The organism is Corallococcus sp. M7, from assembly GCF_054512695.1.
On record NZ_CM137252.1, the window covers coordinates 1,010,711 to 1,035,851 of the forward strand.

Here is a 25,141-nt window from a genome sequence, read left to right on the forward strand (position 1 = left end):
CTTTGACGTTACTCGTGATTAACTGGGAAAGACGGGTGGCGGCGTTCCCGTTGTGAGAGGTGGTGGCGATGACCCAGTCGAGGAACAACGAGCCTGACGTGACCCGCGAGAAGCTTCTTCGGGCGGCCGCGGACCTCATCCTGGCGCAGGGGCTTCAGGCCGTGACGCTCGATGCCATCGCCGGGCGGGCAGGCGTCTCGAAGACGGACCTCCTGGAGCACTTCCAGAGCAAGGCCATCCTGCTGGATGCGCTGTTCGACGACGTGACCCAGCGCTTCGCCGGGGCCGTCGCCGCCGAGATGGCGAAGGACCCCGACGCCAACGGCAGGGGAACCCGCGCGTATCTCCGGGTGACGGTCGCCGCTCCCGCAGATGATGACGAGGCCCACGTCATGCGCTCGCTCATCGGGCTCATGCTCTTCGACCCGGAGGTCCGGGAGCTCTGGAGCTCCATCTGGGACGAGGCGAGGGAGGAGCAACTCAGCCTCCAGGAGCAAGAGTCGCCGGAGCTCACGCTCTGCCGCCTGGCGATTGACGGGTTGTGGATGGCGGACCTGCTCGAGCACCGCACGGTCTCGAGCCAGACGCGCGCCGCGGTCATCCGCCGGATTGAAGAGCTCACGCGCAAGTGACCTGGACCCCGGCGGGGCTCGGGGACTGAAGAAAGCATGGCTTCAAGAATACCGCCCGGACGCAATCACATAACCTTGACGTGTTGATGTCAGACGCCACTTCTAGTCTGCCTGCCTTCACTCGCAGTTGGATGGGAAAGGCAGGCCGTCATGCACCTCGGGTCGAAATGCCGTAACGCCTTCGCGGCGGCGGTGGTCGCGGTCATCGTGGGTGGAGGCACGGCGCAGGCCGCGCCGGAAGCGGGTGGGGCGGCGGACCCCACGGACAACGTGGGGTCGCGGACGTTCGCGGCGCAGTCGGACATCGCCGCGGTGCTCGCGTACTGGACGCCGGAGCGCATGGCGGCGGCGATTCCGGCGGATGGGCCGACGACGTCAGGATCCTCGCCCATCAGCCTGCGGCCGACGCCCGCGGACAAGGCGTGGGGACAGGTGGACGGCGCGGAGCCCCGGGGTGGCGTGCCCATGGGCGCGGCGGACATCCACTCCATGAGCGGCCGGGTCTTCTACACGAGCGACCAGGGCGTGAACTACTCCTGTTCCGGCAGCACGGTGAACAGCAATGGCAAGCGGGTGGTCTTCACCGCGGGCCACTGCGTGCACGGCGGCGGAGCGGGGCGCGGCTGGCACTACAACTGGGTCTTCGTGCCGGCGTACCACGCGGGCTCGCCGTACGGCGTGTGGTCGTCGTACCAGCTGTGGACGAAGACCGGATGGATCAACAACGGGGACCGCGCCTATGACGTCGCGGCGGCGGTGATGAACCCGCTCAACGGCTCGCGCATCGTGGACGTGGTGGGCGGCCAGGGCATCAAGTGGGGCATCGGGTACGGCCAGTACATCTACCAGTTCGGCTATCCGGCGGGCGCGCCCTACAACGGCTCGCAGCTGTACTACTGCGCGGGCGCCACCTGGAACGAGAGCGGCTTCCCCACCATCAGCTGCTCCATGACGGGCGGGGCCAGCGGCGGTCCGTGGCTGGAGAGCTACGGGCAGACGTTCTGGGCGTATCTGTACTCGGTCAACAGCTGGCAGTTCTGGAACCCGGATCCGACCCAGGTCTACAAGTGGCAGGGCCCGTACTTCAGCTACGACACGGCGGGCAGCCTGTATGACCTCGTGAAGGACATGTAGCGCGGAGGTCCAGGAGGGAGCGGCGGATGTCCGCTCCCTCCGGGCCGGTGCGTCAGCGCGTCAGGTGCTTGAGCGTGAGATAGACGAACTCCGCGCCGGGCTGGAGTGACGCCGCCGGGACGCGCTCGTTGGGGGCGTGCGCGGTGCGCGCGTCGTCCGGAGTGAGGGCGAAGAGGTCGATGCCGTAGGCGTGGATGCCCGCGCGGCGCAGCGTGGCGGACTCGGTGGTGCCGGTGGACATGCGAGGAATCACCGGCGCCTTCGGCCACACCTTCGCCGCGGCGGCCTTCACCGCGCGGAACATGGCGTTGTCCCCCACGGGGGACATGGGCGAGTCCGGCGGCGACACGTCCATCTCCACCTGGATGTCCTGGTCGTTCACGGCCGCGACGATGCGCTCGCGCACGGCCTTCGGGTCCGCGTCCGGCAGCAGGCGGCAGTTCACGGTGGCCTCGGCGGTGGCGGGGATGACGTTGGACTTCGTGCCCGCCTTGAACACCGTGGGCACGCAGGTGGTGCGCAGCACGGCGCCCAGCGCGGGGTCCAACCGGGCCACGGTGGTCACCGCGTCCTCGGGAGGCGCGTCCGGCGAGGCGGCGATGCGGCGCAGCGCTTCGCCCAGCTCGCCGGGGGCCGCCTGTGCGCGGCCCTGCACGTGGAGCCGGGCGGCGGGCGTCAGGTGCGCGGGGAAGGTGAGGGCGCCCACGCGCGCCACCGCCGCGGCCACCCGAACCAAGGGCCCCGCGTCCACGGGCGGCGCGGAGGAGTGGCCTCCGGAACCGGTGGCCTTGAGCGTCACGTTGCGGGACACGCGCTCCGCGGCCTGGAGCGCCACGAAGCGCACCTCCTTGCGGTCCGGTGACAGCTCCGTGAGGCCGCCCTCGTTGAGCGCGAACTCCGCCTCCTTCAGCTCCGGGCGGTGCTCCATCATCCAGTCCAGGCCCTGTCCGGAGCCCACCTCCTCATCCGCGCCCAGGTACAGCAGGATGTCGCGCGAGCGCGCGCCGCCCTCCTGCTTCAGCCGGCGCAGCGCGAGGATGCTCGCCGCCGCCATGCCCTTGTTGTCCTGCACGCCGCGTCCGTAGAGCAGGCCGTCCTTCTCCGTGAGCGTCCACGGGTCGGTGGCCCACTCGGTCTTCACGGCGGGCACCGTGTCCAGGTGCGCGAGCACGAGCACCGGCCGGCCCTTGCCGCTGCCCTTCAAGCGCACCAGCAGGTTGCCGCGACCGGGCGAGGGCTCGATGAGCTCCGATTCGATGCCGGCCTCGCGCAGCCACTTCGCCGCCACCCGGGCCGCCGCCGTCTCGTTGCCGGGCGGGTTGGAGGTGTCCGCGGCGACGAGCTCCGCGAGCAACGTCCGCAGTTCATCCTTGGGAGCGGGACGGGATGACGCGGCGTGGCTTGGACCCAGCGCGAACAAGGCGATGACGAGGGGCAGGAGACGCATGGTGGAGAGGCTCGCGCCTTCCGGCCCGGGAAGGCAACGGAAGCGGTGTTTGCGAGGAGTGCCGTGTTAAGGGAAGGGCCCTGGAGGGATTCCGCCATGGCCTCGCCGTTGAGCTTTCGCACCGTGGAACTGCCGCTGCGTCACGCCTGGACCATTGCCCGGGGCACGAGCACGGTGAAGCGCAACGTGTTCGTGGAGGTGCGCTCGGAAGGACACGTGGGCTACGGCGAGGCCGCGCCCAACGTGCGCTACGGCGAGTCATGGGAGACGGTGGAGGCGGCGCTCCACAAGTTGGCCCCGGTGCTGGAGGGCCGCGACCTGCGCCACTTCCGCGACGTGTCCGCGGCCGTGGACGCGGCGCTGCCGGACAACCCCGCGGCGAAGGCGGCGGTGGACCTGGCGCTGCATGACTGGGCGGGCAAGGTGATGGGCGTGCCGCTGTACCGGATGCTGGGCGTGGACCCCGCTCGGCAGCCGGTGACGTCCATGTCCATTGGCATCGACGTGCCGGAGACGCTGGCCGTGAAGGTGCGCGAGGCGGCGGACTTCCCGGTGCTGAAGGTGAAGCTGGGCGCGGACCGCGTGCAGGAGGTGTTCGGCACGGTGCGCTCGCTCACGGGGCAGACCATCCGCGTGGACGCGAACGAGGCGTGGAAGCCGGACGAGGCGCTGGCGCACATCCAGTGGCTGTCCACGCAAGGCGTGGAGTTGGTGGAGCAGCCGCTGCCCGCGGCGGATGTGGAGGGCGCGAAGTGGCTGCGCGCTCGCTCGCCGCTGCCGCTGGTGGCGGACGAGTCGCTGACGAAGGCGTCGGACGTGCCGAAGCTGGCGGAGGGCTTCCACGGCATCAACGTGAAGCTCCAGAAGAGCGGCGGCATCCGCGAGGCATTGCGCATCATCGAGACGGCGCGAGCGTGCGGCCTGAAGGTGATGCTGGGCTGCATGGTGGAGACGGGGCTGGGCATCGCGGCGGGCGCGCACCTGGCGCCGCTGGTGGACTGGGTGGACCTGGACGGCAACCTGCTGCTCGCGGAGGACCCGTACCGCGCGCATCCGGTGGTGCAGGGCCGCATCCAGCTGGGAGCAGGCGCGGGCCTGGGCGTGGAGCCCCGGTGACGCCACCGCTCATCCAGGACCCGATGGCGGTGCTCGCCGTGCTGCTCGCGGTGCTGGCGGGGTTGTATGCGTTGCAGCGCTACCCGGCGGTGGAGCGGTTCTTCAACGTCGTGCCGCTCTTGGTGTTCGCGTACTTCGTGCCGACGCTGCTGTCGAACACGGGCGTCATCCCCACGCAGTCGGAGCTGTACCGCTTCACGCGCGTGTACCTGCTGCCCGCGAGCCTGGTGCTGCTGGTGCTGTCGGTGGACCTGCCGGCCATCGCGAGGCTGGGACGCAACGCGGTGGGCGTGTTCCTGGCGGGCTCGGTGGGCATCATGGTGGGCGGGCCGCTCGCGTATCTGGCGTTGGGGTGGCTGGTGCCGGCGGAGCTGGGAGACCAGGCTTGGAAGGGATTGGCGGCGCTCAGCGGGTCATGGATTGGCGGCAGCGCGAACTTCGTGGCCATTGGCCAGAGCGTGGGCGCGCTGGACAGCACGTTGAGCATGTTGGTGGTGGTGGACGTGGGCGTGTCCAACGTGTGGACGGCGGTGCTGTTGTCCTTCGCCGGGCGGGAGAAGGCGATGGACGCGAGCATCGGCGCGGACCGGACCGCGCTGGACCGGGTGCGTGAGGAGTCCGCGCGCATCCAGGCGGCGACCGCCCGGCCGGCGAGCCTGTCTGATTTGCTCTCGATGCTGGCGGTGGCGTTCGGCGTGACGGTGGTGTGCACGGCGCTGGCGAAGCTGCTGCCGGACCTGGGCAACGTGGTGACGGGCTTCACGTGGGTGGTGCTGCTGGTGACGACGGTGGGCGTGGTGTTGTCGTTCACGCCGGTGCGCAGGCTGGAGGGCGCGGGGGCGAGCCGGATGGGCTCGCTGTTCCTGTACCTGCTGGTGGCGACGATTGGCGCGCAGGCGGAGTTCCGGCGGCTGTGGGACGCGCCCGCGCTGGTGGCGGTGGGGGCGCTGTGGATGTGCATCCACGCGGCGGTGACGATGGGCGCGCGGCGGTGGCTGAAGGCGCCGGTGTTCTTCGCGGCGGTGGGGTCGCAGGCGAACGTGGGCGGCACGGCCTCCGCGTCCGTGGTGGCGGCGGCCTTCCATCCCGCGCTCGCGCCGGTGGGCGTGCTGCTCGCGGTGCTGGGGTATGTGCTGGGGACGTACTGCGGACTGGTGACGGCGCTGATGCTGGAGCAGGTGCACCGGATGATTCACTGAAAGGGAGTCGCGGATGCGGACGGGGCTGCTCTGGGCAGGGCTGTTGGCGATGAGCGGTTGCGCGACGAAGCCGGAGGCGGTCGCGCCGCGTGAGTCCCTGAAGGCGGTGGTGGAGTCGCTGGCGGGCGAGGCCACGCGCCTGTCGCCTGGGACGGACCTGTCGCTCGCGGTGATGGACCTGCGCACGGGGGAGACGGCGAGCGTCTCCGGCCTGGAGCCGCACATCTCCGCCAGCTCCGCGAAGGTGTTCTGGGTGGCGGCGGCGTTGGGACAGCGGGACCTGGCGACGGTGGCGCCGCTCGCGGAGAAGGTGTTCCGCACGTCGGACAATGAAGCGTCCGGCGAGGTGATCGACCTGGTGGGCGGGCCGGATGCCATCAATGTCTATCTTCGCGGCCTGGGGCTGGAGCACACGGCGCTGACGAAGTGGAACTACGGCCGGGAGCGCTGGGCGACGAACTCTCCGCGCGTGATGGGGCGGGACAACTACTTCTGCGCGGACGACATGGTGTCGTTCCTGGCGCGGTTGGACCGGCGACAGTTGTTGGAGCCGGAGCCCACGGCGCGGCTGCTCAAGTGGATGGAGTTGACGCCTCGGGAGGGCTGCGGTGGGTGGTTGGGAACGCGCCTGCCCGCGAGCGCCCGCGCGTCGCTCCAGCACAAGGGCGGGTGGCTGCCGCCGGGCTGCTGTGGGGATGACGTGCGCTACAACGTGCTCAACGAGGTGGGGCTGGTGACGCTGCCGGACGGAGGACGGTACGCGGTGGCCATCCTGGCCTCGCGAGGACCGGACTGGCCGAAGCAGGCGTTCTTCGTGGAGCGCGCGTCGTGTGTCCTGTACCGGCACCTGGCGAAGGACGCGGCGCTGGACTGCGGTGACGCGCTGGCGGAGGCCGGTGGCCCCGCGCCGGTGGTGCTGGAGCCCGGAGCGCCCGCGCCGAACTACGACTGCGAATGAGGTTCACCTGGCTTGGATGAATCGTTCCGTTGGCGGCTCCGGAACAGGGCGATGCCACGCTCCATGCAGAGGCGGACCTCCTCCATGCTCATATAGCCAGCGGCGAACTCGCCTCCAGGCCAGTCCTCGTCGTGGATCCAACCGGAGATCTCCTCGGCATAGATCAAGAGAGGGTCTTGCCCCGGCTCAGCGATGGCCAGCCACCACGTCTCCCAGCGGGCACGGAAGTAGAAGGGGCGACCATCCACCTCGCCGAAACCCTCCACGGGCGTCGGACTGTAGAAGGTTCCGCTCCAGCCTTCCCCCTTGAGTTCCATGGCTCGAATCCTTCCATCAATGCGTGGACGATGGGGCTTGGGGGCTCCATCGTGGTCCAGTTCATCATGGTGAACGCCGAGAGGGTGTCACCAGACACATGGCGCGTGAAAGCAGGACTGATGCCTTTGGGGCGCATGGCGTCCCCGCGTGAACTCGGGCTGTTAATGCTGTCCGACGTCAGTCACGGGGAGGTGTAGCCATGATGGATTCGCAGGCGTGGCGCAGGTTCTCGGAGCGGCTCGGAGTGGCGCATTCGATCATCCAGGCTCCGATGGCAGGGGGCCTGACTCCGCCGGAGTTGGTCGCGGCGGTGTCCGAAGCCGGTGGCCTGGGCTCGCTGGGTGCCGCCTATGTTCAGCCGGAGGACATCGTCCAGCAGGCCCGCGCGGTGCGCTCGCTCACGTCGCGGCCCTACGCCATCAACCTCTTCGCGCCACTGCCCGCCGTGGCTCCCGCGGATCCGGGGTCCACGCTCGCCATTCTCGCGCGCTTCCATGAGGCGCTGGGGCTGCCTCCTCCCGTGATTCCGGCGGTGGCGATGCCGGACTTCGCGAAGCAGGTGGAGGCCGTGCTCGACGCGGCGCCCACGGTGTTCAGCTTCACCTTCGGCATCCCGCCCGCTCCGGTGCTGGAGGCGTTCCGGTCTCGCGGCATCCTCGTCGTGGGCACGGCGACGAACGTGCGCGAGGCCCAGGCGCTGGAGGCCGCGGGCGTGGATGCGATCGTCGCGCAGGGCTCGGAGGCGGGAGGTCACCGGGGCTCGTTCGGCGGTTCGTTCGATGCGGGCATGGTGGGCACGATGGCGCTCGTGCCGCAGATGGTGGACGCCGTGCGGGTGCCGGTCATCGCCAGTGGCGGCATCATGGACGGACGCGGCATCGCGGCGGCCCGAATGCTGGGCGCGGCGGCCGTGCAGCTGGGCACGGCATTCCTGCGGTGTCAGGAGTCCAGCGCGGCGGCGGCCCACAAGGCGCTGCTGCGCGAGGCCCGGGATGAGTCGTCACGCATCACCCGCGCCTTCTCCGGACGTCCGGCCCGCGCGATTCCCAACGAGCTGACGACCACGCTGGAGGAGGCCGGCGCCATCCTGCCCTTCCCGCAGCAGCACGGCGCCACGCGCACGCTGAGGGCCGCGTCGTCGAAGCAGAACGACACGCGCTTCATGGCCCTGTGGGCGGGGCAGGGCATTGGCCTCTCACGTGAGGACCCGGCGGCGGACCTGGTGCGCGCCCTGGTGGCGGAGACCGACGCCGCGCTGGCCGCCGTGCGCGGCTGACTCAGGACGTCGACGGCGGGCCCATGCTCCGGCCCGCGATGCGCTGGCGCAGTGCCACGAAGTACATGCTGCAGAACGTGGCCACGAGGACCGCGACTTCATCCCAGTAATCCAGCGGGTCCTCGTTCTCGTCCAGCAGCGACAGGCTGAGCAGGCACAGCACCACGTGCACGGCGAACACGGGCAGCGATGCCTGTCCCAGCGCCTCCAGCACCTTGGGGCGCAGCCACCGGAACAGGCGGGGCGCGAGCCAGCTCGCCAGCAGCGCCACGGCCAGGAAGTTCACGAGCCGCAGCGGCGCGAGCGACCACTTGTCGAACAGCACCCCCGCCGCGCCCAGGTCCACGTCCAGGTGGCGCACGACGAAGAACCCCACGCTGACGACGATGGCGCCCGTGAGGAGCCGGCGGGACACGGGCTCGCGCTGCTCTAGCGCGGTAGCTCGGGCCACGCCCATCCACACCCCGAGCACCCAGAGGAACTGCCATGCGAACAGGTCGAACGCGCCCGACAGGTCGATGCTCAACGGCGGCCACGGCAGCACGGGAATGGCGACGAGCAGGTCATACAGGGCGCGCTTGAGGCCCACCTGCGCCCAGACCCAGATGAGGGCGCTCAGCCCCAGCACCCGGGACCAGCCCTCCTTGCGCGCACCGAGCAGCACCGCGGGGGTGAGCAACAGCAGCACGACATAGAGCGGAAGGATGTCGAGCAGTGGGGGACAGTAGAGGAGGAACAGGCTGCTCCACAGGGCGGTGAACGGATCCTGATGGAAGAAGCCGAGCAGGTTGTGGATGGCGGGCCTGCGCGCGGCGACACCCAGCGCGGCGATGATGGTGAACGCGAAGAAGAGCAGGGCGACGTGGTAGCCGTACACCTTGAGGGCGCGGCTCCAGAGGCTCTTGAACATCGCGGCCGTGCCCGCCTTCTTCGCGTGCACCACGCCCACGAGGAACGCGGAGAGGAACACGAAGCCCTCGGCGGCGGACACGAAGCCGAAGGGCTGATTGCCAAGGACACTCAGCCGGGTAGGCAGGTGCGTCAGCGTCATCAGGACGAGCAGCACTCCGCGCAGGCTGTCGAACTCAGGGCGGCGTTTCATGGCGGGTAGACTCCCTTCACCCATGCCACAGCCCCACGTCCCGGGTAAACCGCACCGGCCTCGCGGATCCAGTGTCACTATCCGGATGACGCACATGGCCGTCATCGCGTGGATGCTGCTCGTGGGGACCGGCTGCGCGGCGTCCCGGAACGTGCGGCTCAGCACGGGCCAAGGACCCACCCGTGTCCACACGCCACAGCGGGACCTCCAGCCCGTGGCGCTGGACGAAGACGCCTTCGTGGCCACGGTCGCGAAGCTCGCGCGCACAGCGCCTGTTTCCTCGCACCCCATGGAGGCCGCCCGCTGGCTGCTGTCACGCCCCTACGCCCACGTGCGTGGGCACCTGGGGCTCGTCTCCGTGCAGGAGCCCGGGCGCGGAAACCTCCGGCTCAACGATGCTCCAGGGCCGGAGCTGGCGGCGGCGTATGGCCGGTGGTGCAAGCGCAAGGCGCTCGCGGGCGACTGTCTCCACCTGCTGGAGCGCGAACCCACGCTGGATGAGGATGGCAAGCGGACACTGGCCTTCTCCATCGCGTTGGACTCGGTGTGGGATGAGACGGAGGACGCGCTGCGCGGCATGACGGATCGCGAGGCCGTGCTCTCGATGATCGTCACAACCAGCGCCTTGTATCTGGGCCTGTGGCTGTTGCCGGAGCCGGTGTCCAAGGGCGTCGCGGCGACGATGACGGCGGTGCTCATCGCCTACCTGGGCGTGGACACGGTGTGGAGCCTCATCCAGGGATGGATGCGGCTCGCGGAGGCGGTGGCGGAGGCCACGACCTTCGAAGAACTCCGGGACGCGGGAGAGCAGTACGGCGAGGTGATGGGCCAGAACGCCGCGCGGGCCTTCGTGATGCTGGCCACGGCGGCGCTGGGCAGCACGGCGGAGACACTGGCCGCGAAGGTGCCCACGCTGCCCGGTTCGGCGCAGGCGTCACTCGTGGCCGCGGCGGAGGGCGGCTTCCACCTGGGCGCGGTCGCTCGGGTGGAGTCCGTCACCGTGTCCGCGACAGGTGACATCCTCCTCACCCTGGCGCCGGGCGCGGTGGCGACCGGTGGTCCCGTGGAGGTGAAAGGGCCGAAGCATCACATCGCGTCCGACAAGTTCAGTACTTCCACCGCGAATGGAGGCCCGTGGACACCGCGCTACGAGAAGATCTTCAGGCGTGCAGGGATGTCCTTGGACGACCCCGCGAATCAGGTCGACGTGCCGGGCCACCGAGGTCCGCATCCTCGCGAGTACCATGTGCGGGTCCATCGAGCGCTTGAACTGGCAACAGAGAACTGCGAGACCATCGCTCAGTGTCGGGAGTCGCTGACGGAAGTGCTCCGGAGTCTGGCGGATGAAATCCTCCAGAAAGGGAGCCCCCTCAACAAGCTGGTGACTCGCACGGAGTGAGTCCAGGAACTCGACCCATGTCTTCGCGATATTTCGACCTCAGCGACGACGTGTACCTGGAAGGACGTTGGGAGCTGGGGCATCCACAAGATGCGCAGGGACTCGAGCTCAAACTTCCCTGGCAGCTCTTTAGAAGGGGCAGGCCGAGTTCCTGGGCAGGCCGCGTGCGCATCCCCATCGATATCCCAGGAAGGGCTCTCGACTACTCCCATGCGTCAGGAAGCATCCCCGTGGTTACCTCGCGGGTGGCCGCCATCTTCGAGCGGCTGGCTCCGAACGACATCCAGCTCTTCCCCGTGGAAATCGAAGGCCAGCCCGACGACTTCTTCATCCTGAACGCCATCCGCCGCGTGAATTGCATCGACGACGAGGCTTCGGAGGAAGCGCGGTACTGGACGCCCAAGAATGGGATCGCGGAGAAGGTAGGGACCTATATCTCCGTCGGGGGCATGCGCATTGATGCCACCCGCCTCGGCAGCGCTCGGGTCTTCCGGCCGCTGCACTGGGAAGTGGTCCTCGTCATTCCGGAGGACATCAAGCTCGCGTTGGAATCCATTGGTGCCACGGGGGTGTGGTTCCAGGACGTGTCCCCGCTCCGCTGATTTCCGCGCCTGCGTGCGTCACGGCGGCTGTTCGCCAGGCCGCTTGTTTCCGGGGGCCTGGTTGCAATCAGGGCGCACCCGGCTACATTCAGCACTTCACCGCAGCCGCAACCCCCGGGTCCCTCGTCAGATGACGGTTTCGCTCACAGCCTGCCTGCAGCGTGCTCCGCGCCGGATTTCCGTGCGCCGGACGCTGCCCGCGCACGGCCGAGCCACCGCCTGGCTTGTCACCCACGCCGCCCGTCTCGCGTAGCTCACGACGGACGGCGTCCGCTCCACCCCCACTGAACCTTCGCGCCACGCACCCCCACCTTCCTGGGAGTGCGTGTCGTTCCCACCCCCCCCTTCCCACAGGAGGCAATCGCCATGACCCACGACCATTCCCTCATCGTCACCGACACCGACCTTCAGCGTCTGGAACGCGTCGTCGAGCAATACGGCAACGCCCGCAACGCGGAGATCGTGGAGCAGCTGGAGTCCGAGCTCGCCCGCGCCGTCGTCACGTCCTCCAGCGCCGTTCCCCGCGACGTCGTCACCATGAACAGCACCGTCGTCTATGAGGACGAAGAGGCCGGCGAGACGCGCGAAGTCACGCTCGTCTATCCCAAGGATGCCAACAGCGACGCCGGCCGCATCTCCATCCTCGCCCCCGTGGGCAGCGCCCTCCTGGGCCTGTCCGTGGGCCAGACCGTGGAGTGGCCCCTCCCCCAGGGCCGCACCCGCCGCCTGCGCATCGTCGCCGTGCCCTACCAGCCGGAGGCCGCCGGGCACTTCCACCTGTAGGCCCCGCGTCCTCCCATGACGCGTCAGCCCTGTGTCCGCGTCCGGCGCTGACGCGTCATGCCCGCCCCGGGAATGCCGGCCCCCCCGCCGCATCCCCGCGCGATTGTTCGACGTTCCTTTTCTGACACCTCCTGGCCCCAGGCATGCAATTACCCGCGCACCCCTCGCCTGGCGAAGGGACGCGGGCACCTCTCATGCCCGCGTGTGCATGTGGAGGAACGCTTGTTCGCACGAAGGCATCACCTGGGGCTCGGAGGGCTGGTCGTCCTCTGCGCCTTTAGCGCCCAGGCCCAGAGCAGCATCCCGGGCATCGAACTGGAGCGCCTGCAGCTCAACCCCGGCATGCGCGACAGCCTCGTGCTGTCCACCGGTGACCTGCTCCCGGCGGGCCAGTTCCGCATCGGGTTGACGGCGCACTACGAGAACCGGCCCCTCGTCCTGGTGGAGAACGACGAGCGGCAGGCCGACATCATCTCCCACCGCGTGACGACGCACATCAGCGCGGCATACTCGCTCACGAACTGGCTGGAGCTGGGCGCGCAGGTGCCCATCGTCGCCCAGTGGGGCCCGGAGACCGCGTCGAATGGCGTGTCCCGTCCCACCACCAGCGCGCTCGGCACGCCGTGGCTCCAGGCCCGCGTGGGCTTCCTGTCGGAGAACCAGGGCGGACCGCTGGATTTGGGCCTGCACCTGGGCGCGGCCCTGCCCCTGGGCAGCAAGGCCGCCCTCACCCGCGACGAGGGCTTCACCTTCTCCCCGCGCCTGGGCGCCGGCAAGCAGCTGGGCGGCACCTTCCGCGTGGGCGCGGACCTCGGCGCGCTCGTGCGCACGAAGACGTACGCGCTGACGCCGCAGACGCAGCCCTACCTCGATGAGATGGGCGTGGAGCTCAACGGCGGCGTGAACCTGTCCGCCGGCCTCTGGGGCCTGCGTGAAGAGGTCATCGTGCGCGGCACCATCCCCACCCAGGACTCGCCCAGCTCGCTGGAAGCGCTCCTGGGCCTGCGCGTCCCCACCGCCGACGGCACCGAGGTGTACGTCATGGGCGGCCCGGGCTTTGGCCAGACGCCGGGCACGCCGCGCTTCCGCGTGCTCGCCGGTGTGTCCTTCGGCACGCCGCCCGCGCCCAAGGGCCCCGTCTGTATCGCGGGCCAGCCCCACGTGGCCGCCGAGTGTCCCGACCTGGATGCCGACGGCGACGGCGTGAAGAACAGCGACGACCAGTGCCCCACGACGGCGGGCCTGGCGCAGCTCCAGGGCTGCCCGGACAAGGACGACGACCAGGACGGCATCCCCAACCTGGCGGACAAGTGCCCGACCCAGGCGGAGAACAAGAACGGCTTCCAGGACGAGGACGGCTGCCCGGACGACCCCGACTCCGACGGGGACGGCATCGTGGACTCCAAGGACCAGTGCCCGAAGGAGCCGGAGACGTTCAACCGCTACAAGGACAAGGATGGCTGCCCGGACGTGGAGCCCGACCGCGACGGTGACAGCATCGTGGACCGCCTGGACAACTGCCCCGACGAGCCCGGCACCGAGGCCAACGGCGGCTGCAAGGAGGCGCCTGTCGCGCGCATCGACTCCGGGAGCATCCGCATCATGGAGGCCGTGTTCTTCGAGAACAACAAGGCCGTCATCCAGAAGCGCAGCAACGCGGTGCTCGACAAGGTCGCGTCCATCCTCGTGTCCCACCCGGACATCGCGAAGGTGCGCGTGGAAGGCCACACCGACAACACCGGCAAGGCCGACTACAACCTGGACCTGTCCCAGCGGCGCGCCGAGGCGGTGGTGGACTACCTCGTGAGCAAGGGCGTGCAGCGCGAGCGGCTGGAGGCGAAGGGCTACGGGCCCACGCAGCCCATCGCGGACAACACGAAGGCGGACGGCCGCGCGAAGAACCGCCGCGTCGAGTTCAAGATCGTCGGAGAGGCCGAGGGCGTGCAGACGACGCCGGCCTCCTCCTCTTCCCCCGACACCCAGACGAAGTAAGGCAGACCGTTCATGTTCACGACCTTGATGCATTCCTTCGTCCGGGGAGACGCACCCCGCACGGCCCTGCGCGCGGGCTTCCACGCCCTGGCGCTGTGTTCGCTGTTCCTCCTCGCGGGCTGCGAGCCGTCCACGCCGCAGCCCGCGGCCTCCGAACCCGTGCTCACGAGCCAGTCCTCCGCGCTCGTGGGTGACGGCCGTCTCCAGCCCGGCGAGCAGTGTGACGACGGCAACACGGCGAGCGGGGACGGCTGTTCGTCCACCGGCACCGTGGAGGCGGGCTACCTGTGCAACGTGCCCGGCAGCGCGTGTTCGCTGGCCAGCCTGTGCGGCAACAACGTGGTGAACACCGGCGAGCTGTGCGACGACGGCGACACCACCAGCGGAAGCAACGGCTGTACGGCCACGTGCGATTTGTCGCTGTGTGGCAACGGCGTGTTCAACAACCAGGCGTATCCGTCCTACGCGCAGGAGGTCTGCGACGACGGCAACCGCTTCGAGGGCGACGGGTGCAGCCGCCAGTGCGAGGTGGAGCCCGGCTTCGCCTGCGCGGGCAGCCCCAGCCGTTGCGTGAGGGCGGGTGTGGCGGTGTTCAACACCGGCGTGGACGCGCAGAACCGCCGCCTGCCCACGGGCGCGGTGGATCCGCACTGGTTCTACTCCGGCACCACCACCGGCGCGTCCACCGGCATTCGCGACGCGAACGACTGGCCGCTGGAGATGCAGACCGCGCGCTTCATGGCCGCCCAGGGCGTGGAGACGTGCGTGTACCAGGACTTCCTCATCCCCTCGCCGACGAAGATCAGCCAGTTCCGCCTGCGCCTGGCCACCTTCAACGACAACGAGTTCGCCATCGCGAGGGTGAACGGCGTGGCCATCACGCCCGTCACCGTGAACAACCCCGCGGGCCAGCCCTGGCAGAAGAACATCTTCCGCGAGTTCGGCACCAACGCGGCCTGGCGCCCGGGCCTCAACCGCATCGAGCTGTGCAACGAGAACGACGACAACCCGCCGAACGCCTTCCGCTATCTCTTCGTGGACGCCTACGACGACCGCTGCGGTGACGGCGCCATCTCCCCCCGCGAGGAGTGCGACGACGGCAACACCACGGTGGGCGATGGCTGCAACGCCACCTGCGGCATCGAGCCCGGCTACGGCTGCGCCGGCGCGCCCAGCACCTGCGCGAAGACGTGCGGCAACGGCAACCTGAACCCCGGCGAGCAGTGCGACGACGGCAACACCGCCGCCAATGACGGCTGCAACGCCAGCTGCCGCGTGGAGAGCGGTTACGCCTGCCCCACGCCGGGCCAGGCCTGCGTGGCCTCCTGCGGCAACGGAGTCATCAACGCGGGAGAGCAGTGCGACGACGGCAACGTGTTCAGCTCCGACGGCTGCTCCGCGGCGTGCCGCATCGAGACGGGCTACTCCTGCAACGGCGCCCCGTCCGTCTGCGCCCCGCTGTGCGGCAACGGCGTGCTCAACGCCGGTGAGCTGTGCGACGACGGCAACACGAACCTGAACGACGGCTGCTCCAACGCCTGCACCCTGGAGCTGGGCTATGCCTGCGCCACGCCGGGCCAGCCCTGCGCGAAGACGTGCGGCAACGGCAACGTGGATTCTGGCGAGCAGTGCGATGACGGCAACCTGAACTCCGGCGACGGCTGCGCCACCGAGTGCCGCGTGGAGGACGGCTACGCCTGCTCCACGCCCTCCAACGGCCCCTCCGTGTGCACCCAGTCGTGCGGCAACGGCACAGTGGATCCGAACGAGACCTGCGACGACGCGGACCAGGCGTCCGGCGACGGCTGCTCCAATGGCTGCCGCGTGGAGCCGGGCTGGAGCTGCTCCGGTCAGCCCAGCGCCTGCGCCACCGTCTGCGGCGACGGCATCCGCGCGGGCGCCGAGTCGTGCGACGACGGCAATGCGGTGGCGGGCGACGGCTGCAACGCCGCCTGCGCCGTGGAGCCGGGCTACAGCTGTCCCGTCCCTGGCGCCGCGTGCCTCAACACCTGCGGCAACGGCGCGGTGGACGTGGGCGAGACGTGCGACGACGGCAATACGGTGGTGGGCGACGGGTGCAACGCCACCTGCGCCGTGGAGCCGGGCTACAGCTGCAACGGCGCGCCCAGCGTCTGCGGCACCACGTGCGGCGACGGCATCCGCGCGGGCGCCGAGGTGTGCGACGACGGCAACCTGGTGGGCGGCGACACCTGCTCGCCGCGCTGCCTGCTGGAGGTGGGCCAGACGTGCACCGCGTCCAACGTCTGCGAGGCGTACTGCGACCCGGTCTCCCAGAAGTGCGTGGCGGAGGAGCCCGCGCCCGCGACGCCGACCCCGGTCATCACCGGCCCCGCGGCGAACAGCACGGTGACCACCGGCACGCCTCCCATCACCGGCACCGGTGAGCCCGGCGCGACGGTGACGGTGCGTGAGGGCACCACCGTCATCTGCACCGCCACCGTCAACGCGAGCGGCAACTGGACCTGCACGCCCACGACGCCGCTCGTGGACGGCCCGCACTCCGTGACGGCCACGGCCGAGACGCCCACGAGCAGCCCCAGCTTCCCGTCCACCGCCGTCCCCTTCGTCGTGGACACGGAGGTCCCGGCCCCGGTCATCACCGGCCCGGCGGCGAACGCCACCGTGACCACCGGCACGCCCGCCATCACCGGCACCGGCGAGCCCGGCGCGACGGTGACGGTGCGTGAGGGCACCACCGTCATCTGCACCGCCACCGTGGACGCGGCCGGCAACTGGAGCTGCATCCCCACGACGCCGCTGACGGATGGCCCGCACACGGTGACGGCCACGGCCCAGACGCCCGCGGGCGTCACCAGCCCTCCGTCCACCGCGGTCCCCTTCGTGGTGGACGGCGTGGTGCCGGACAACCAGGCCCCGGACACCTCCATCGTGAAGGGCCCGGAGCCGACCACCTCCAGCCGCACGGCGGAGTTCGAGTACGCCTCCACGGAGGAGGGCTCCACGTTCGAGTGCAGCCTCGACGGTGGCGCCTGGGGCCCGTGCCGCGACAGCTACACGGTGGGCAACGGGGACCATGTCCTGCGCGTCCGCGCGGTGGATGGCAGCGGCAACACGGATGAGACCCCGTCGGAGTACACCTGGACGGTGGTGAGCACGCGCGCCTTCGCGGGCGGCGGGTGCAGCACCGCGCCGGATGCCTCCTGGCTGGCCCTGCTGGGCCTGATGGGAGTGCCGGGGCTGCGCCGCCGTCAGCGCCGCGCCGCATAGCCTCACGGAGCCCGCCGGAGGGGCCGGCCTTCCCCCTTCCCGGGAGCGCCCCCTCGCTCCCTCCCATGGCGCCCTTCCGGCGGCGCTCCCGTGTCCCCCGGCCTTCCCCGTATGCTCCCGTCCGTGCCCGGGGCAGGTCATCAAGAGATGTACGAGGAGGAGGTCCTTCTCGCGCTGGACGAGGGGCTGCTGTCCTCCGAGGAGGCGGCCGCCCTGCGCGAGGAGGCCCTCCGCCTGCAACGCCGGCCCCTGGAGCTGCTGAAGGAGCGGGGCCGGCTGTCGGAGGACACCCTGGACCTCTTGCGGCAGGACCTGGCTCGCGGCACGGACCGGGGGGAAGTCCCCATCCAGGAGGCCGCCACGCTGTCCACGGCGGTTCCGTCCTCGCTGGCCGTGGAGGGCGTGCCCTCCTTCCCGGTGCCCGGCTGGGACCGCTACGAGCCCGTGCGCTTCCTGGGGCAGGGCGGCATGGGGCAGGTGTTCCTGGCCTACGACCCGCTCCTGCGCCGCAACGTGGCCCTCAAGTTCGTGCGCGACGGGGACCCGGAGCTGGCCCGCCGCTTCCTGTCCGAGGCCCGCGCCCAGGCCCGCGTGCGCCACGAGCGCGTGTGCGAGGTCTACGAAGTGGGCGAGGTGCGCGGGCACGCCTTCATCGCCATGCGCTACGTGGAGGGCCCGTCGCTGGGGCAGCTCTCCAATTCGCTCACGCTGGAGCAGCGCGTCTGGGTGCTGTGCCAGGCCGCGGAGGGCGTGCACGCCGCGCACCGCGTGGGGCTGGTCCACCGCGACCTGAAGCCCGGCAACATCCTGGTGGAGCGCACGGAGGACGGAGGCTTCCTCCCCTTCGTGATGGACTTCGGCCTGGCGCGGGACTGGCGCGAGGACAGCACCACCCCGAACGCGGTGCTGGGCACGCCGCACTACATGCCGCCCGAGCAGGCCCGGGGCGAGGGCCACCGCCTGGACCGGCGCGCGGACGTCTACGCGCTGGGCGCGACATTGTATGCGCTGCTCACCGGGCAGCCTCCCTTCACCGGCGGGACGGAGAAGGAGGTGCTCGCGAAGCTCCAGGCGGAGCCGCCCCCGCGTCCGCGCATGCTGGAGCCGGACATCCCGGAGGACCTGGAGGCCGTCGTCCTCAAGTGCCTGGAGAAGGAGCGGCCGCTCCGCTACGACTCCGTGCGCTCCTTCACGGACGACCTGGAGCGCTTCCTCTCCGGCGAGCCGGTGCGGGCCCGCCATGGCGCGCGCTACTGGCTGGCCAAGAAGGTCCGCAAGCATCGCGCGGCGCTGGCGCTGGGGGGCACGGTGGTGGCGGTGGTGGCCGGCGCGCTCACGCAGGCACAGCTCGCGCGCGGCGAGGTGGCCGAACGCGAGCGGCTGGCCCGCGCCTTCACCGAGCGCGTGGAGCGCATCGAGTCCTCGGCGCGCTACTCCGCCCTGTCGCGCCTGCACGACACGCGCAAGGACCGCGAGGCATTGCGCGCGAGCATGGCCGCGCTGGAGCAGGAGATTGCCCGCGCGGGTGCGCAGGCGGTGGGCCCCGGGGAGTACGCGCTGGGCCGCGCCCTGTTCGCGCTGGACGACCTGGACGGCGCGCACGCGAAGCTGGAGTCCGCGTGGGCGCACGGCTACCGCGAGCCCCGCGTGGCGTGGGCGCTGGCGCAGACGCTGGGCCACCTGTACCGCGAGCAGCTGCTGCTGGACGTGGAGCGCCGTGCCCCCGCGCAGCGCGAGGCCCGGCTCAAGGAGCTGAACGGGCGCTACCGCGACCCTGCGCTCGCGTACCTGCGCCAGGCGGAAGGGCCGGATGTCCCCGCGCCGCCGTCGTTCGTGAAGGCCCTGTTCGCCTTCTATGAGGACCGGCCGGAGGACGCGCTGGCGTTGCTGGACGCGCCGGGCACGGAGTCGCCGTGGTTCTACGAGGCGCCGCTCTTGCGTGGCGACATCCTGCTCGCGCGCGCCACGCGGCGTTGGAGCGGCGGAGACCGGGCGGGTTCGCAGGCGGACCTGGCGCTGAGCCGCGAGGCTTACACGGCCGCCGTCGCCACGGCGGAGAGTCAGCCCGTGGTGCACTCGGTGCTGGGGCGGCTGGAGCTGGCCGCGCTGGTGATGGAGCTGTACGGCGAGGGCAACGTGCTGCCGCACTACGAGCGGGGCCTGGAGGCACTGTCGCACGCGCTCGCCGCGGCGCCGGACCATGCCCGCTCGCTGGTGCTGGTGGCGCGCTTCCACCGCCGGCTCGCGCAGCAGCGCATGAACCAGGGCGGCGAAGGTGTGACTCCGCTGCTGGAGAAGTCCCTGGCCGCGCTGCGCACCGCGGAAGGAGTGGCCACGCCGAGCGACCGAATCCCGCTGGAGCGGGCCCTCACGCATCGCCAGTGGGCGCGCCATCAGCAGCTGCACGGGGAGGACCCGCGCGGACAGCTGAAGCTCGCGATCGCCTCCTTCGAACAGCTGCGCCCGGAGGACCGCGACTTCGCGTTCCACGACAACCTGGGCCTGACCTGGCTGGGACAGGCGGACGCGGAGGCCGCGAACGGCGGAGAGCCGCTGCCGCTGTTGGACAAGGCCATCGCCGAGTACCAGACGGCGCTCCAGCTGAGCGAGCAGCAGCCGTTGTCGTGGATCAACCTGGGCGTCGCGTACCGCAAGCGGGCGGACGCTCCGAACGCGCCGGATGCGACAGGTGACCTGCGCCGCGCGAACAGCGCGCTGACGCGGGCCCTGTCCCTCAACCCGGACAACTTCGTTGCGTGCTTCAACGGCGCGGAGGTGGCGGAGCAGCTCGCGCGAGCCCGCTACCTGAAGGGCGAGGACATCAGCGTGGATCTGGAGCGCGCCCTGACGCTGTACCGGCAGGGGCTGGCGCTCAACGCGAAGCAGCCCGCGCTCCACAACGCGCTGGGCTCCGCGGTGTTCTGGCAGGCGGAGCTGCGCGCGGAGGAGGGCGGCGACACGAAGGCGCTGCTCGACGAGGCGAAGGCGTCCTTCGAGAAGGCCCGCGCCCTGGCGCCCACGCAGGGCTTCGCCTTCAACAACCTGGGCGAGTGGGAGGTCTTCCGCGCGGAGCTCCAGCTCGCGAAGGGCGAAGACCCGAGCGCCGCGCTGCGCGCCGCGGTGGAGGACTACGCCGAGGCGCTGAAGCGGCTGCCGGACGACGCGGACCTGCTGGCGAACCTGGGCAAGGCCTGGGTGCGCCACGCGGAGTGGACGCTGTCACAGGCGAGAGATCCGGCGGCGGACCTCACGAAGGCGGAGACGGCGCTGAGCCGGGCCCGCGAGCAGAACCCGCGCCTGGGCAATGCCTGGCGCTACCTGGCGGAGGCCTCCGGTCTGCGGGCGCGCTGGATGGCGCGGGGCCACGGCGCGGCGGACGGCGAGTTCACGCGCGCGGCGCAGGCCTTCGAGGAGGCGATGAAGCTCGACCCGAGGCTGGAGTACCGGCTCGCGGCGGCGCGGCTCCACGGCGCGTGGGCGCGGTGGCGCATCCAGGACGGGCAGGATGCGGCGGCCGGGCTGAAGCGTGGGCTGGAGCTGGCCGACGCGGTGGTGACGGCCCGTCCCCGGTGGAGCCAGGCGCGCGAGGTGAGGGCGGGACTGCTGACCCTCCGCACCCCGTCAGCGGAACCCGTCGCGGGCTCGCCCGTGCCCTGAGGCGCGGACCGCGAACACGCAGCCCCGGACACGTCAATGACACGGCACGGTCCGGGGCTGACGGGTCCGTCGGTCAGATGGTCTCCGGCGGGTCGTTGTTCACGTCGATGCCGCCGTTCTTCCGGTCCAGCTCGATGGGACCGAGCTTGTCCTCGCTCCGGCTGCTCGACCCATCGTCGATGACGGCGTTGAACTCGTAGACCCGCTTCGGCGCCGTCATGGAGACGGGGAGCGAGGAGACCGCCAGCGCGGGGCTCCCTCCAAGCTGGTACGGGTACGGGTGCGTGGGGGAGACGACGAGGCAGTTCCCGTCGGGGAACGTGATGGTGGCGGTGTAGGAGGAAGGGTAGCTGCCCATCGAGAACGCCACCGTGTCGCCGTGCTTCACTTCGCGGCCGGGGCTGTAGCTGATGGGATTCGTGGAGAGGTCGACTGTGATGGAGGCCATAGGTCCGCACAGCATTGCAGTCCCTGTACCAACATTCATGTCTTGAAAATGCGCGCGGATGTTTCACCGCCGCGCGCTCCCGGACGCGTCAATGACACGTCCCGGTCCGGGAGCTGACGTGTCCGGCGCCTACCGGCGCGGCTCCTTCGGCGGGTCGTTGTTCACGTCGATGCCGCCGTTCTTCCGGTCCCACTCGTGGCCCTTGCGAGCCAGGGACTCCTGCCCGCTGTTGAAGTCCACGTCGAAGGCATAGACCCCGCGCGCCGCCGTCATGGCAACGGTCAGGGGCGCGGTCGCCATCGTGGGGCCCCCGAGTGTGTACGGGCCGGACGTGGTGAGGCAGGTGCCGTTGGGGAACGTGATGGTGGCGGTGGCGCTGAGCGCGTTGCCCAGCGTGAAGACCACCGTGTCGCCGTGCTTCACATCGGGGCTGGGGTCGTAGGTAACAGGGGTCGTGGAAACGTCGATGGTGGTGGTGGGCATGGTGTCCGCCGCCATTGCAGTCCCCGTACCAGCTTCAGCTCGCGTCCAGTCCCAGCTCCCGCACGCGGCGATGGAGCGCGCGGCGGGAGACCTCCAGCTTCTGCACCATGCGGTCCAGGTCGCCCTCGCACTCATGGAAGCAGCGGGTGATCTCCTCCGGGCTCAGGTCGCGCGCGGTCCGCAGCAGCGAGCTCTTGTCGATGAGCACGTACACGGAGGAGCGCGGGATGCCCAGCCAGTCCGCCGTGGCCTTCAGGTCCCACGCACAGGCGCGCAGGGCCTCCAGCACCTCCTGCTCGCTCACCTCCGAGGGCTTGCGCCGCGCGGGTGCGCGCGTCTCCGCGGGCGCGGGCGTGTCCCCCGAGGCAGGGGAGGGCGCGTGCTCGCTCAGGGGGCGCCCGGGGATGGGCAGCGCGTCGGCGTCCAGCGACTGCTCCAGCCGCGCATCCACGCGCAGCCCCGGCAGGCCCCGGCTTCCAATCACGAGCTGCCGCGCGACGTTGCGAAGCTGGCGCACATTGCCGGGCCACGCGGAGCGCACCAGCCGCGCGGCGAGCGACGCGGGCAGCCACGGCTCCGCGCGTGCGTCGGAGGAGCTCAGCCGCCCCGCCTCGCCCGTGGACTCCAACTCCTGGCGCGCGAAGTGGAGGAACAGCGGCGCGATGTCCTCGCGGCGCTCGCGCAGCGGGGGCACGGTGATTTCAAAACCCGCCAGCCGGTGCAGCAGCGGGGCCTTGAAGTGGCCGTCGTGGATGCGCGCCTCCAGGTCTGCGTCCGTGGCGGTGACGAGCCGCACGTCCACGCGCACCGGCGTCTGCGCGCCCACGGGGTACACCTCATTTGTCTCCAGCACGCGCAGGAGCGCCGCCTGGACCTCTGGAGGCGCCTCCGCCACTTCATCCAGGAAGAGCGTGCCGCCGTGGGCGGCGCGGAAGAAGCCCTCCCGGTCGCGCGCGGCGCCGGTGAACGCACCCCGCACCACGCCGAACAGCTCCGCGGCGATGAGGTCCTTCGACAGGGCGCCCAGGTTGACGCTGACGAAGGGGCCCGCGCGGCGGGGGCTTCGCGCATGGAGCGCTCGCGCCACCAGCTCCTTGCCCGTGCCCGTCTCACCCCGCACCAGCACGGGGACCTGGAGGTCGGCCACGCGCAGCACGTCCTCGCGCACGCGGACGATGCCCTCGCTGTCGCCCACCATGCCCAGCGCCGCCAGCTCCGTCTGCGGACCCGCGCCGCGCACGGTGGCCTGGTGCAGCAGCAGCGCCACGCGCCCGGCGAGCACCAGCGGCACGCCCGCCACCAGCGCCTGCGCGGGGAACTCCCGCCCGCCGCGCACCGGCTCGCTGCCCACCCACACCGGCGTCCCGCCCTCCGGCACCCGCAGCCGCACGCTCCCGTCCGTCCCCGCCTCGAAGCGCACCGGCGTGCGGCTGAGGAACGGGTCCCCCAGGGGCAGCGCCAGCACCGAGCCCGGACGGCTGAAGTCCGGCGCGTTGCGCGACAGCGCCACCGCGCGCTCTCCGGACAGCAACCCGTCCAGCAGCAGCCGCTCCCCGATGCGCTGGGGCTGGGCATGGCCAATGAGCGTCAACGCCGGCATCACCTGGGCGGCCTGGGACGGCGTGCCCTGGGTGCGGACGGCGGTCGTGGAGAAATCCGTGGGGTTCTTGGGCGGCATGGACCTCCCCGGCAGCCTACAACGGGCTGGCTGCCCCGGGGCCTGGCAGGCGTCGTTCCCTCTGAAACCGTCCCCACGGCTGCTCGCACGGTGGGCATTGGCGGTAGGGGCTTCAAGCCACGCCCGCGTCCCATCCGATGAATAGGTTTGTGACGCGTCTCGTGTGGATTTTCGAGAGAGAGCGCGACCTCCATGACTCCTTCGACCTCGAACATCACCGTCTTCGACGCCGTCCTCTTCGACCTGGATGGCGTGGTCATCGACACGACCGAGCTGCACTACCGCGTGTGGGACGAGTTCGCCCGCGAGCGGGGCTACGTGCCCACGCGCGAGCAGCTGCTCGCCACCAACGGCCGGCGGGCCGGGGAGACGCTGCGCGCGTGGTTCGGCGCGGAGCTGGATGATGAACAGGTGGCCGCGCTCACCGACGACCGGGAGCGGGCCTTCCACCGGCTGCTCGACCACGAGCCGGTGTCCCCCGTCCCCGGCGTGGGCGCCTACCTGATGTCCCTCAAGCAGGCGGGCGTGCCCTGGGCCCTGGGCACGAGCGCCCTGGCCCGGAACGCGGAGCGGGCCCTGGAGCGCGTGGGGCTGGAGCACCTGTTCCCCGTGCGTGTGACGTCCACGGACGTGACGCGGGGCAAGCCGGATCCGGAGGTGTACCTGAAGGCCTCCGCCGCGCTGGGCGTCGCGCCGCACGCGTGCGTGGTGTTCGAGGACGCGGTGGCGGGGCTGAGGGCCGCGCGGGCCGCGGGCGCGGCGTGTGTCGCCGTCGCCACGTCGTTCCCGCGCGAGGTCCTGGTTCGCGAGCGGCCGGACTGGCTGGTGAGGGACTTCCGGGACCTGCCGCAGGCGCTGCGTCCCGGAAGCCACGGCTTCACGGGGCCGACGGCACCTCACCCGTGAGCACGCAGATGAGCGCGTCCGGGTCGCACTTCACGGGGAACAGCGGGTTGATGCCGGAGCCGCGCAGCCGTCCCGCGTCGTAGTCCGCGTACGGGTCGCACAGCGCGTCGTCCGGCAGCTTCGTGGTGCTGTTCTGGCACTTCACCACCGGCCAGATGCCCTTCACGGTGTACGCGGCGCTGCAGCCGTTCTCCTCGTAGACGAGGTCCGCGGTGAACTGCGTGCCCGGGATCTCCGGCGTGTTGTAGATGCGCAGGTTGCTCCACGCGTAGCCGAAGTCCTGCGCGGCCAGCGCGCCGCCGTCAGGCGCCGTGGACGCGGGCACCACCAGCCGCGTGGGCGTCAAGGCCGGCACCGAGCAGAAGTGGTCCGCCCCCGGCGTCGCGGAAGCGAACGGGCCCACCGCCGTGGCGGTCGCCTTCGAGTCCTCTGTCAGCCGGGACGCGAAGTCCTCCAGCAGCTTGCCCAGGCGCGCGCTGCGCACGCCCACGGTGTCGGGCGCGGCCGGGTCCTCGCTGAAGAACTTCTGCAACCCCAGCGGCTCCGGCTTGAGCCGCGCGCAGACCTGGTCCGGGTTCTGCCCGGGCTTGAGCTGATACGTCGCGGCGAACGAGCCGGTGGAGCCGTCCGACACGGCGCGAGCCACGACGCACTCGGGCTCCGGTTCGCTGCCGCACGCACCCACGGCGACGGCCGCCGCCGCGAGCCCTGCACTCACTGCCATCCAACGAAGCTTCATCGCGGGAGTCCTCATGGCGTCGA

The 25,141-nt window shown here is 70.9% G+C and carries 20 protein-coding genes; 13 read left to right on the top strand and 7 right to left on the bottom strand.

What is annotated here, in order from left to right:
* Positions 1-68 precede the first annotated feature (68 nt).
* Together ACX114_RS04295 and ACX114_RS04300 are read left to right on the top strand one after the other, a co-directional pair.
* Entirely contained in the window at positions 69-632 is a 564-nt protein-coding gene (locus tag ACX114_RS04295; RefSeq protein ID WP_459294990.1) for a TetR/AcrR family transcriptional regulator, read from the top strand.
* A 150-nt stretch (positions 633-782) separates the two neighbouring features.
* Complete coding sequence (locus ACX114_RS04300; RefSeq protein WP_459294992.1) at positions 783-1,766, top strand: trypsin-like serine peptidase; 984 nt, start codon at positions 783-785, stop codon at positions 1,764-1,766.
* Positions 1,767-1,818: 52 nt separating this feature from the next.
* Here ACX114_RS04300 and ACX114_RS04305 read toward each other — a convergent pair whose 3' ends face one another.
* A complete protein-coding gene (locus tag ACX114_RS04305) occupies positions 1,819-3,213 on the bottom strand; it encodes a M20/M25/M40 family metallo-hydrolase (protein ID WP_459294994.1) in 1,395 nt (464 codons plus the stop codon).
* Positions 3,214-3,309: 96 nt separating this feature from the next.
* On the opposite strand from ACX114_RS04305, the gene ACX114_RS04310 reads away from it, so the two are divergent.
* Genes ACX114_RS04310 through ACX114_RS04320 form a run of 3 tightly spaced genes read left to right on the top strand, consistent with a single transcriptional unit; the run spans position 3,310 to position 6,486 of the window.
* Positions 3,310-4,329, top strand: coding sequence for a dipeptide epimerase (locus tag ACX114_RS04310; protein ID WP_459294996.1), 1,020 nt, complete (start codon positions 3,310-3,312; stop codon positions 4,327-4,329).
* A complete protein-coding gene (locus ACX114_RS04315) occupies positions 4,326-5,528 on the top strand; it encodes a DUF819 family protein (RefSeq protein WP_459294998.1) in 1,203 nt (400 codons plus the stop codon). Before ACX114_RS04310 ends, ACX114_RS04315 begins: the two co-directional genes overlap by 4 nt.
* A gap of 13 nt (positions 5,529-5,541) precedes the next feature.
* Positions 5,542-6,486, top strand: a complete 945-nt coding sequence (locus ACX114_RS04320; RefSeq protein ID WP_459295000.1) for a serine hydrolase — start codon at positions 5,542-5,544, stop codon at positions 6,484-6,486.
* Here the strand turns inward: ACX114_RS04320 and ACX114_RS04325 are convergent.
* Positions 6,471-6,803 carry a hypothetical protein gene (locus ACX114_RS04325; RefSeq protein ID WP_459295002.1) on the bottom strand — a complete coding sequence of 111 codons (333 nt, stop codon included), beginning with the start codon at positions 6,801-6,803 and terminating at the stop codon, positions 6,471-6,473. The genes ACX114_RS04320 and ACX114_RS04325 overlap by 16 nt on opposite strands.
* A 200-nt stretch (positions 6,804-7,003) precedes the next feature.
* On the opposite strand from ACX114_RS04325, the gene ACX114_RS04330 reads away from it, so the two are divergent.
* Entirely contained in the window at positions 7,004-8,080 is a 1,077-nt protein-coding gene (locus tag ACX114_RS04330; protein WP_459295004.1) for an NAD(P)H-dependent flavin oxidoreductase, read from the top strand.
* Position 8,081: 1 nt separating this feature from the next.
* On the opposite strand, the gene opgC is transcribed toward ACX114_RS04330, so the two are convergent.
* Complete coding sequence (gene opgC, locus ACX114_RS04335) at positions 8,082-9,182, bottom strand: OpgC domain-containing protein (protein ID WP_459295006.1); 1,101 nt, start codon at positions 9,180-9,182, stop codon at positions 8,082-8,084.
* A gap of 85 nt (positions 9,183-9,267) precedes the next feature.
* Between opgC and ACX114_RS04340 the strand changes: the two genes are divergently transcribed.
* The 6 genes from ACX114_RS04340 (at position 9,268) to ACX114_RS04365 (ending at position 20,864) form a co-directional block, all read left to right on the top strand.
* On the top strand, positions 9,268-10,581 hold the full coding sequence (locus ACX114_RS04340; RefSeq protein ID WP_459295008.1) for an AHH domain-containing protein: 1,314 nt from the start codon (positions 9,268-9,270) through the stop codon (positions 10,579-10,581).
* 17 nt (positions 10,582-10,598) lie between these two features.
* On the top strand, positions 10,599-11,183 hold the full coding sequence (locus ACX114_RS04345; protein WP_459295010.1) for an imm11 family protein: 585 nt from the start codon (positions 10,599-10,601) through the stop codon (positions 11,181-11,183).
* Between the two features lie 366 nt (positions 11,184-11,549).
* Positions 11,550-11,966, top strand: a complete 417-nt coding sequence (gene rnk, locus ACX114_RS04350) for a nucleoside diphosphate kinase regulator (RefSeq protein ID WP_459295012.1) — start codon at positions 11,550-11,552, stop codon at positions 11,964-11,966.
* Positions 11,967-12,188: 222 nt separating this feature from the next.
* Positions 12,189-13,958 carry an OmpA family protein gene (locus ACX114_RS04355; RefSeq protein WP_459295014.1) on the top strand — a complete coding sequence of 590 codons (1,770 nt, stop codon included), beginning with the start codon at positions 12,189-12,191 and terminating at the stop codon, positions 13,956-13,958.
* A gap of 12 nt (positions 13,959-13,970) precedes the next feature.
* Entirely contained in the window at positions 13,971-17,207 is a 3,237-nt protein-coding gene (locus ACX114_RS04360) for a DUF4215 domain-containing protein (RefSeq protein ID WP_459295016.1), read from the top strand.
* 147 nt (positions 17,208-17,354) lie between these two features.
* Positions 17,355-20,864, top strand: a complete 3,510-nt coding sequence (locus ACX114_RS04365; RefSeq protein WP_459295018.1) for a protein kinase domain-containing protein — start codon at positions 17,355-17,357, stop codon at positions 20,862-20,864.
* A 73-nt stretch (positions 20,865-20,937) separates the two neighbouring features.
* On the opposite strand, the gene ACX114_RS04370 is transcribed toward ACX114_RS04365, so the two are convergent.
* The 3 genes from ACX114_RS04370 to ACX114_RS04380 form a co-directional block, all read right to left on the bottom strand.
* A complete protein-coding gene (locus tag ACX114_RS04370; RefSeq protein WP_459295020.1) occupies positions 20,938-21,312 on the bottom strand; it encodes a hypothetical protein in 375 nt (124 codons plus the stop codon).
* Positions 21,313-21,441: 129 nt separating this feature from the next.
* Entirely contained in the window at positions 21,442-21,795 is a 354-nt protein-coding gene (locus tag ACX114_RS04375) for a hypothetical protein (RefSeq protein ID WP_459295022.1), read from the bottom strand.
* A 34-nt stretch (positions 21,796-21,829) separates the two neighbouring features.
* Positions 21,830-23,473 (bottom strand): sigma 54-interacting transcriptional regulator, encoded by a 1,644-nt coding sequence (locus ACX114_RS04380; RefSeq protein WP_459295024.1) that lies wholly within the window; start codon positions 23,471-23,473, stop codon positions 21,830-21,832.
* A gap of 192 nt (positions 23,474-23,665) precedes the next feature.
* Here ACX114_RS04380 and ACX114_RS04385 point away from each other — a divergent pair, with 192 nt between their 5' ends.
* Positions 23,666-24,379 (top strand): HAD family hydrolase, encoded by a 714-nt coding sequence (locus tag ACX114_RS04385; protein ID WP_459295026.1) that lies wholly within the window; start codon positions 23,666-23,668, stop codon positions 24,377-24,379.
* Here ACX114_RS04385 and ACX114_RS04390 read toward each other — a convergent pair.
* On the bottom strand, positions 24,351-25,103 hold the full coding sequence (locus tag ACX114_RS04390) for a hypothetical protein (RefSeq protein ID WP_459295028.1): 753 nt from the start codon (positions 25,101-25,103) through the stop codon (positions 24,351-24,353). The two genes, ACX114_RS04385 and ACX114_RS04390, sit on opposite strands and share 29 nt — an antisense overlap.
* Positions 25,104-25,141: the final 38 nt, after the last annotated feature.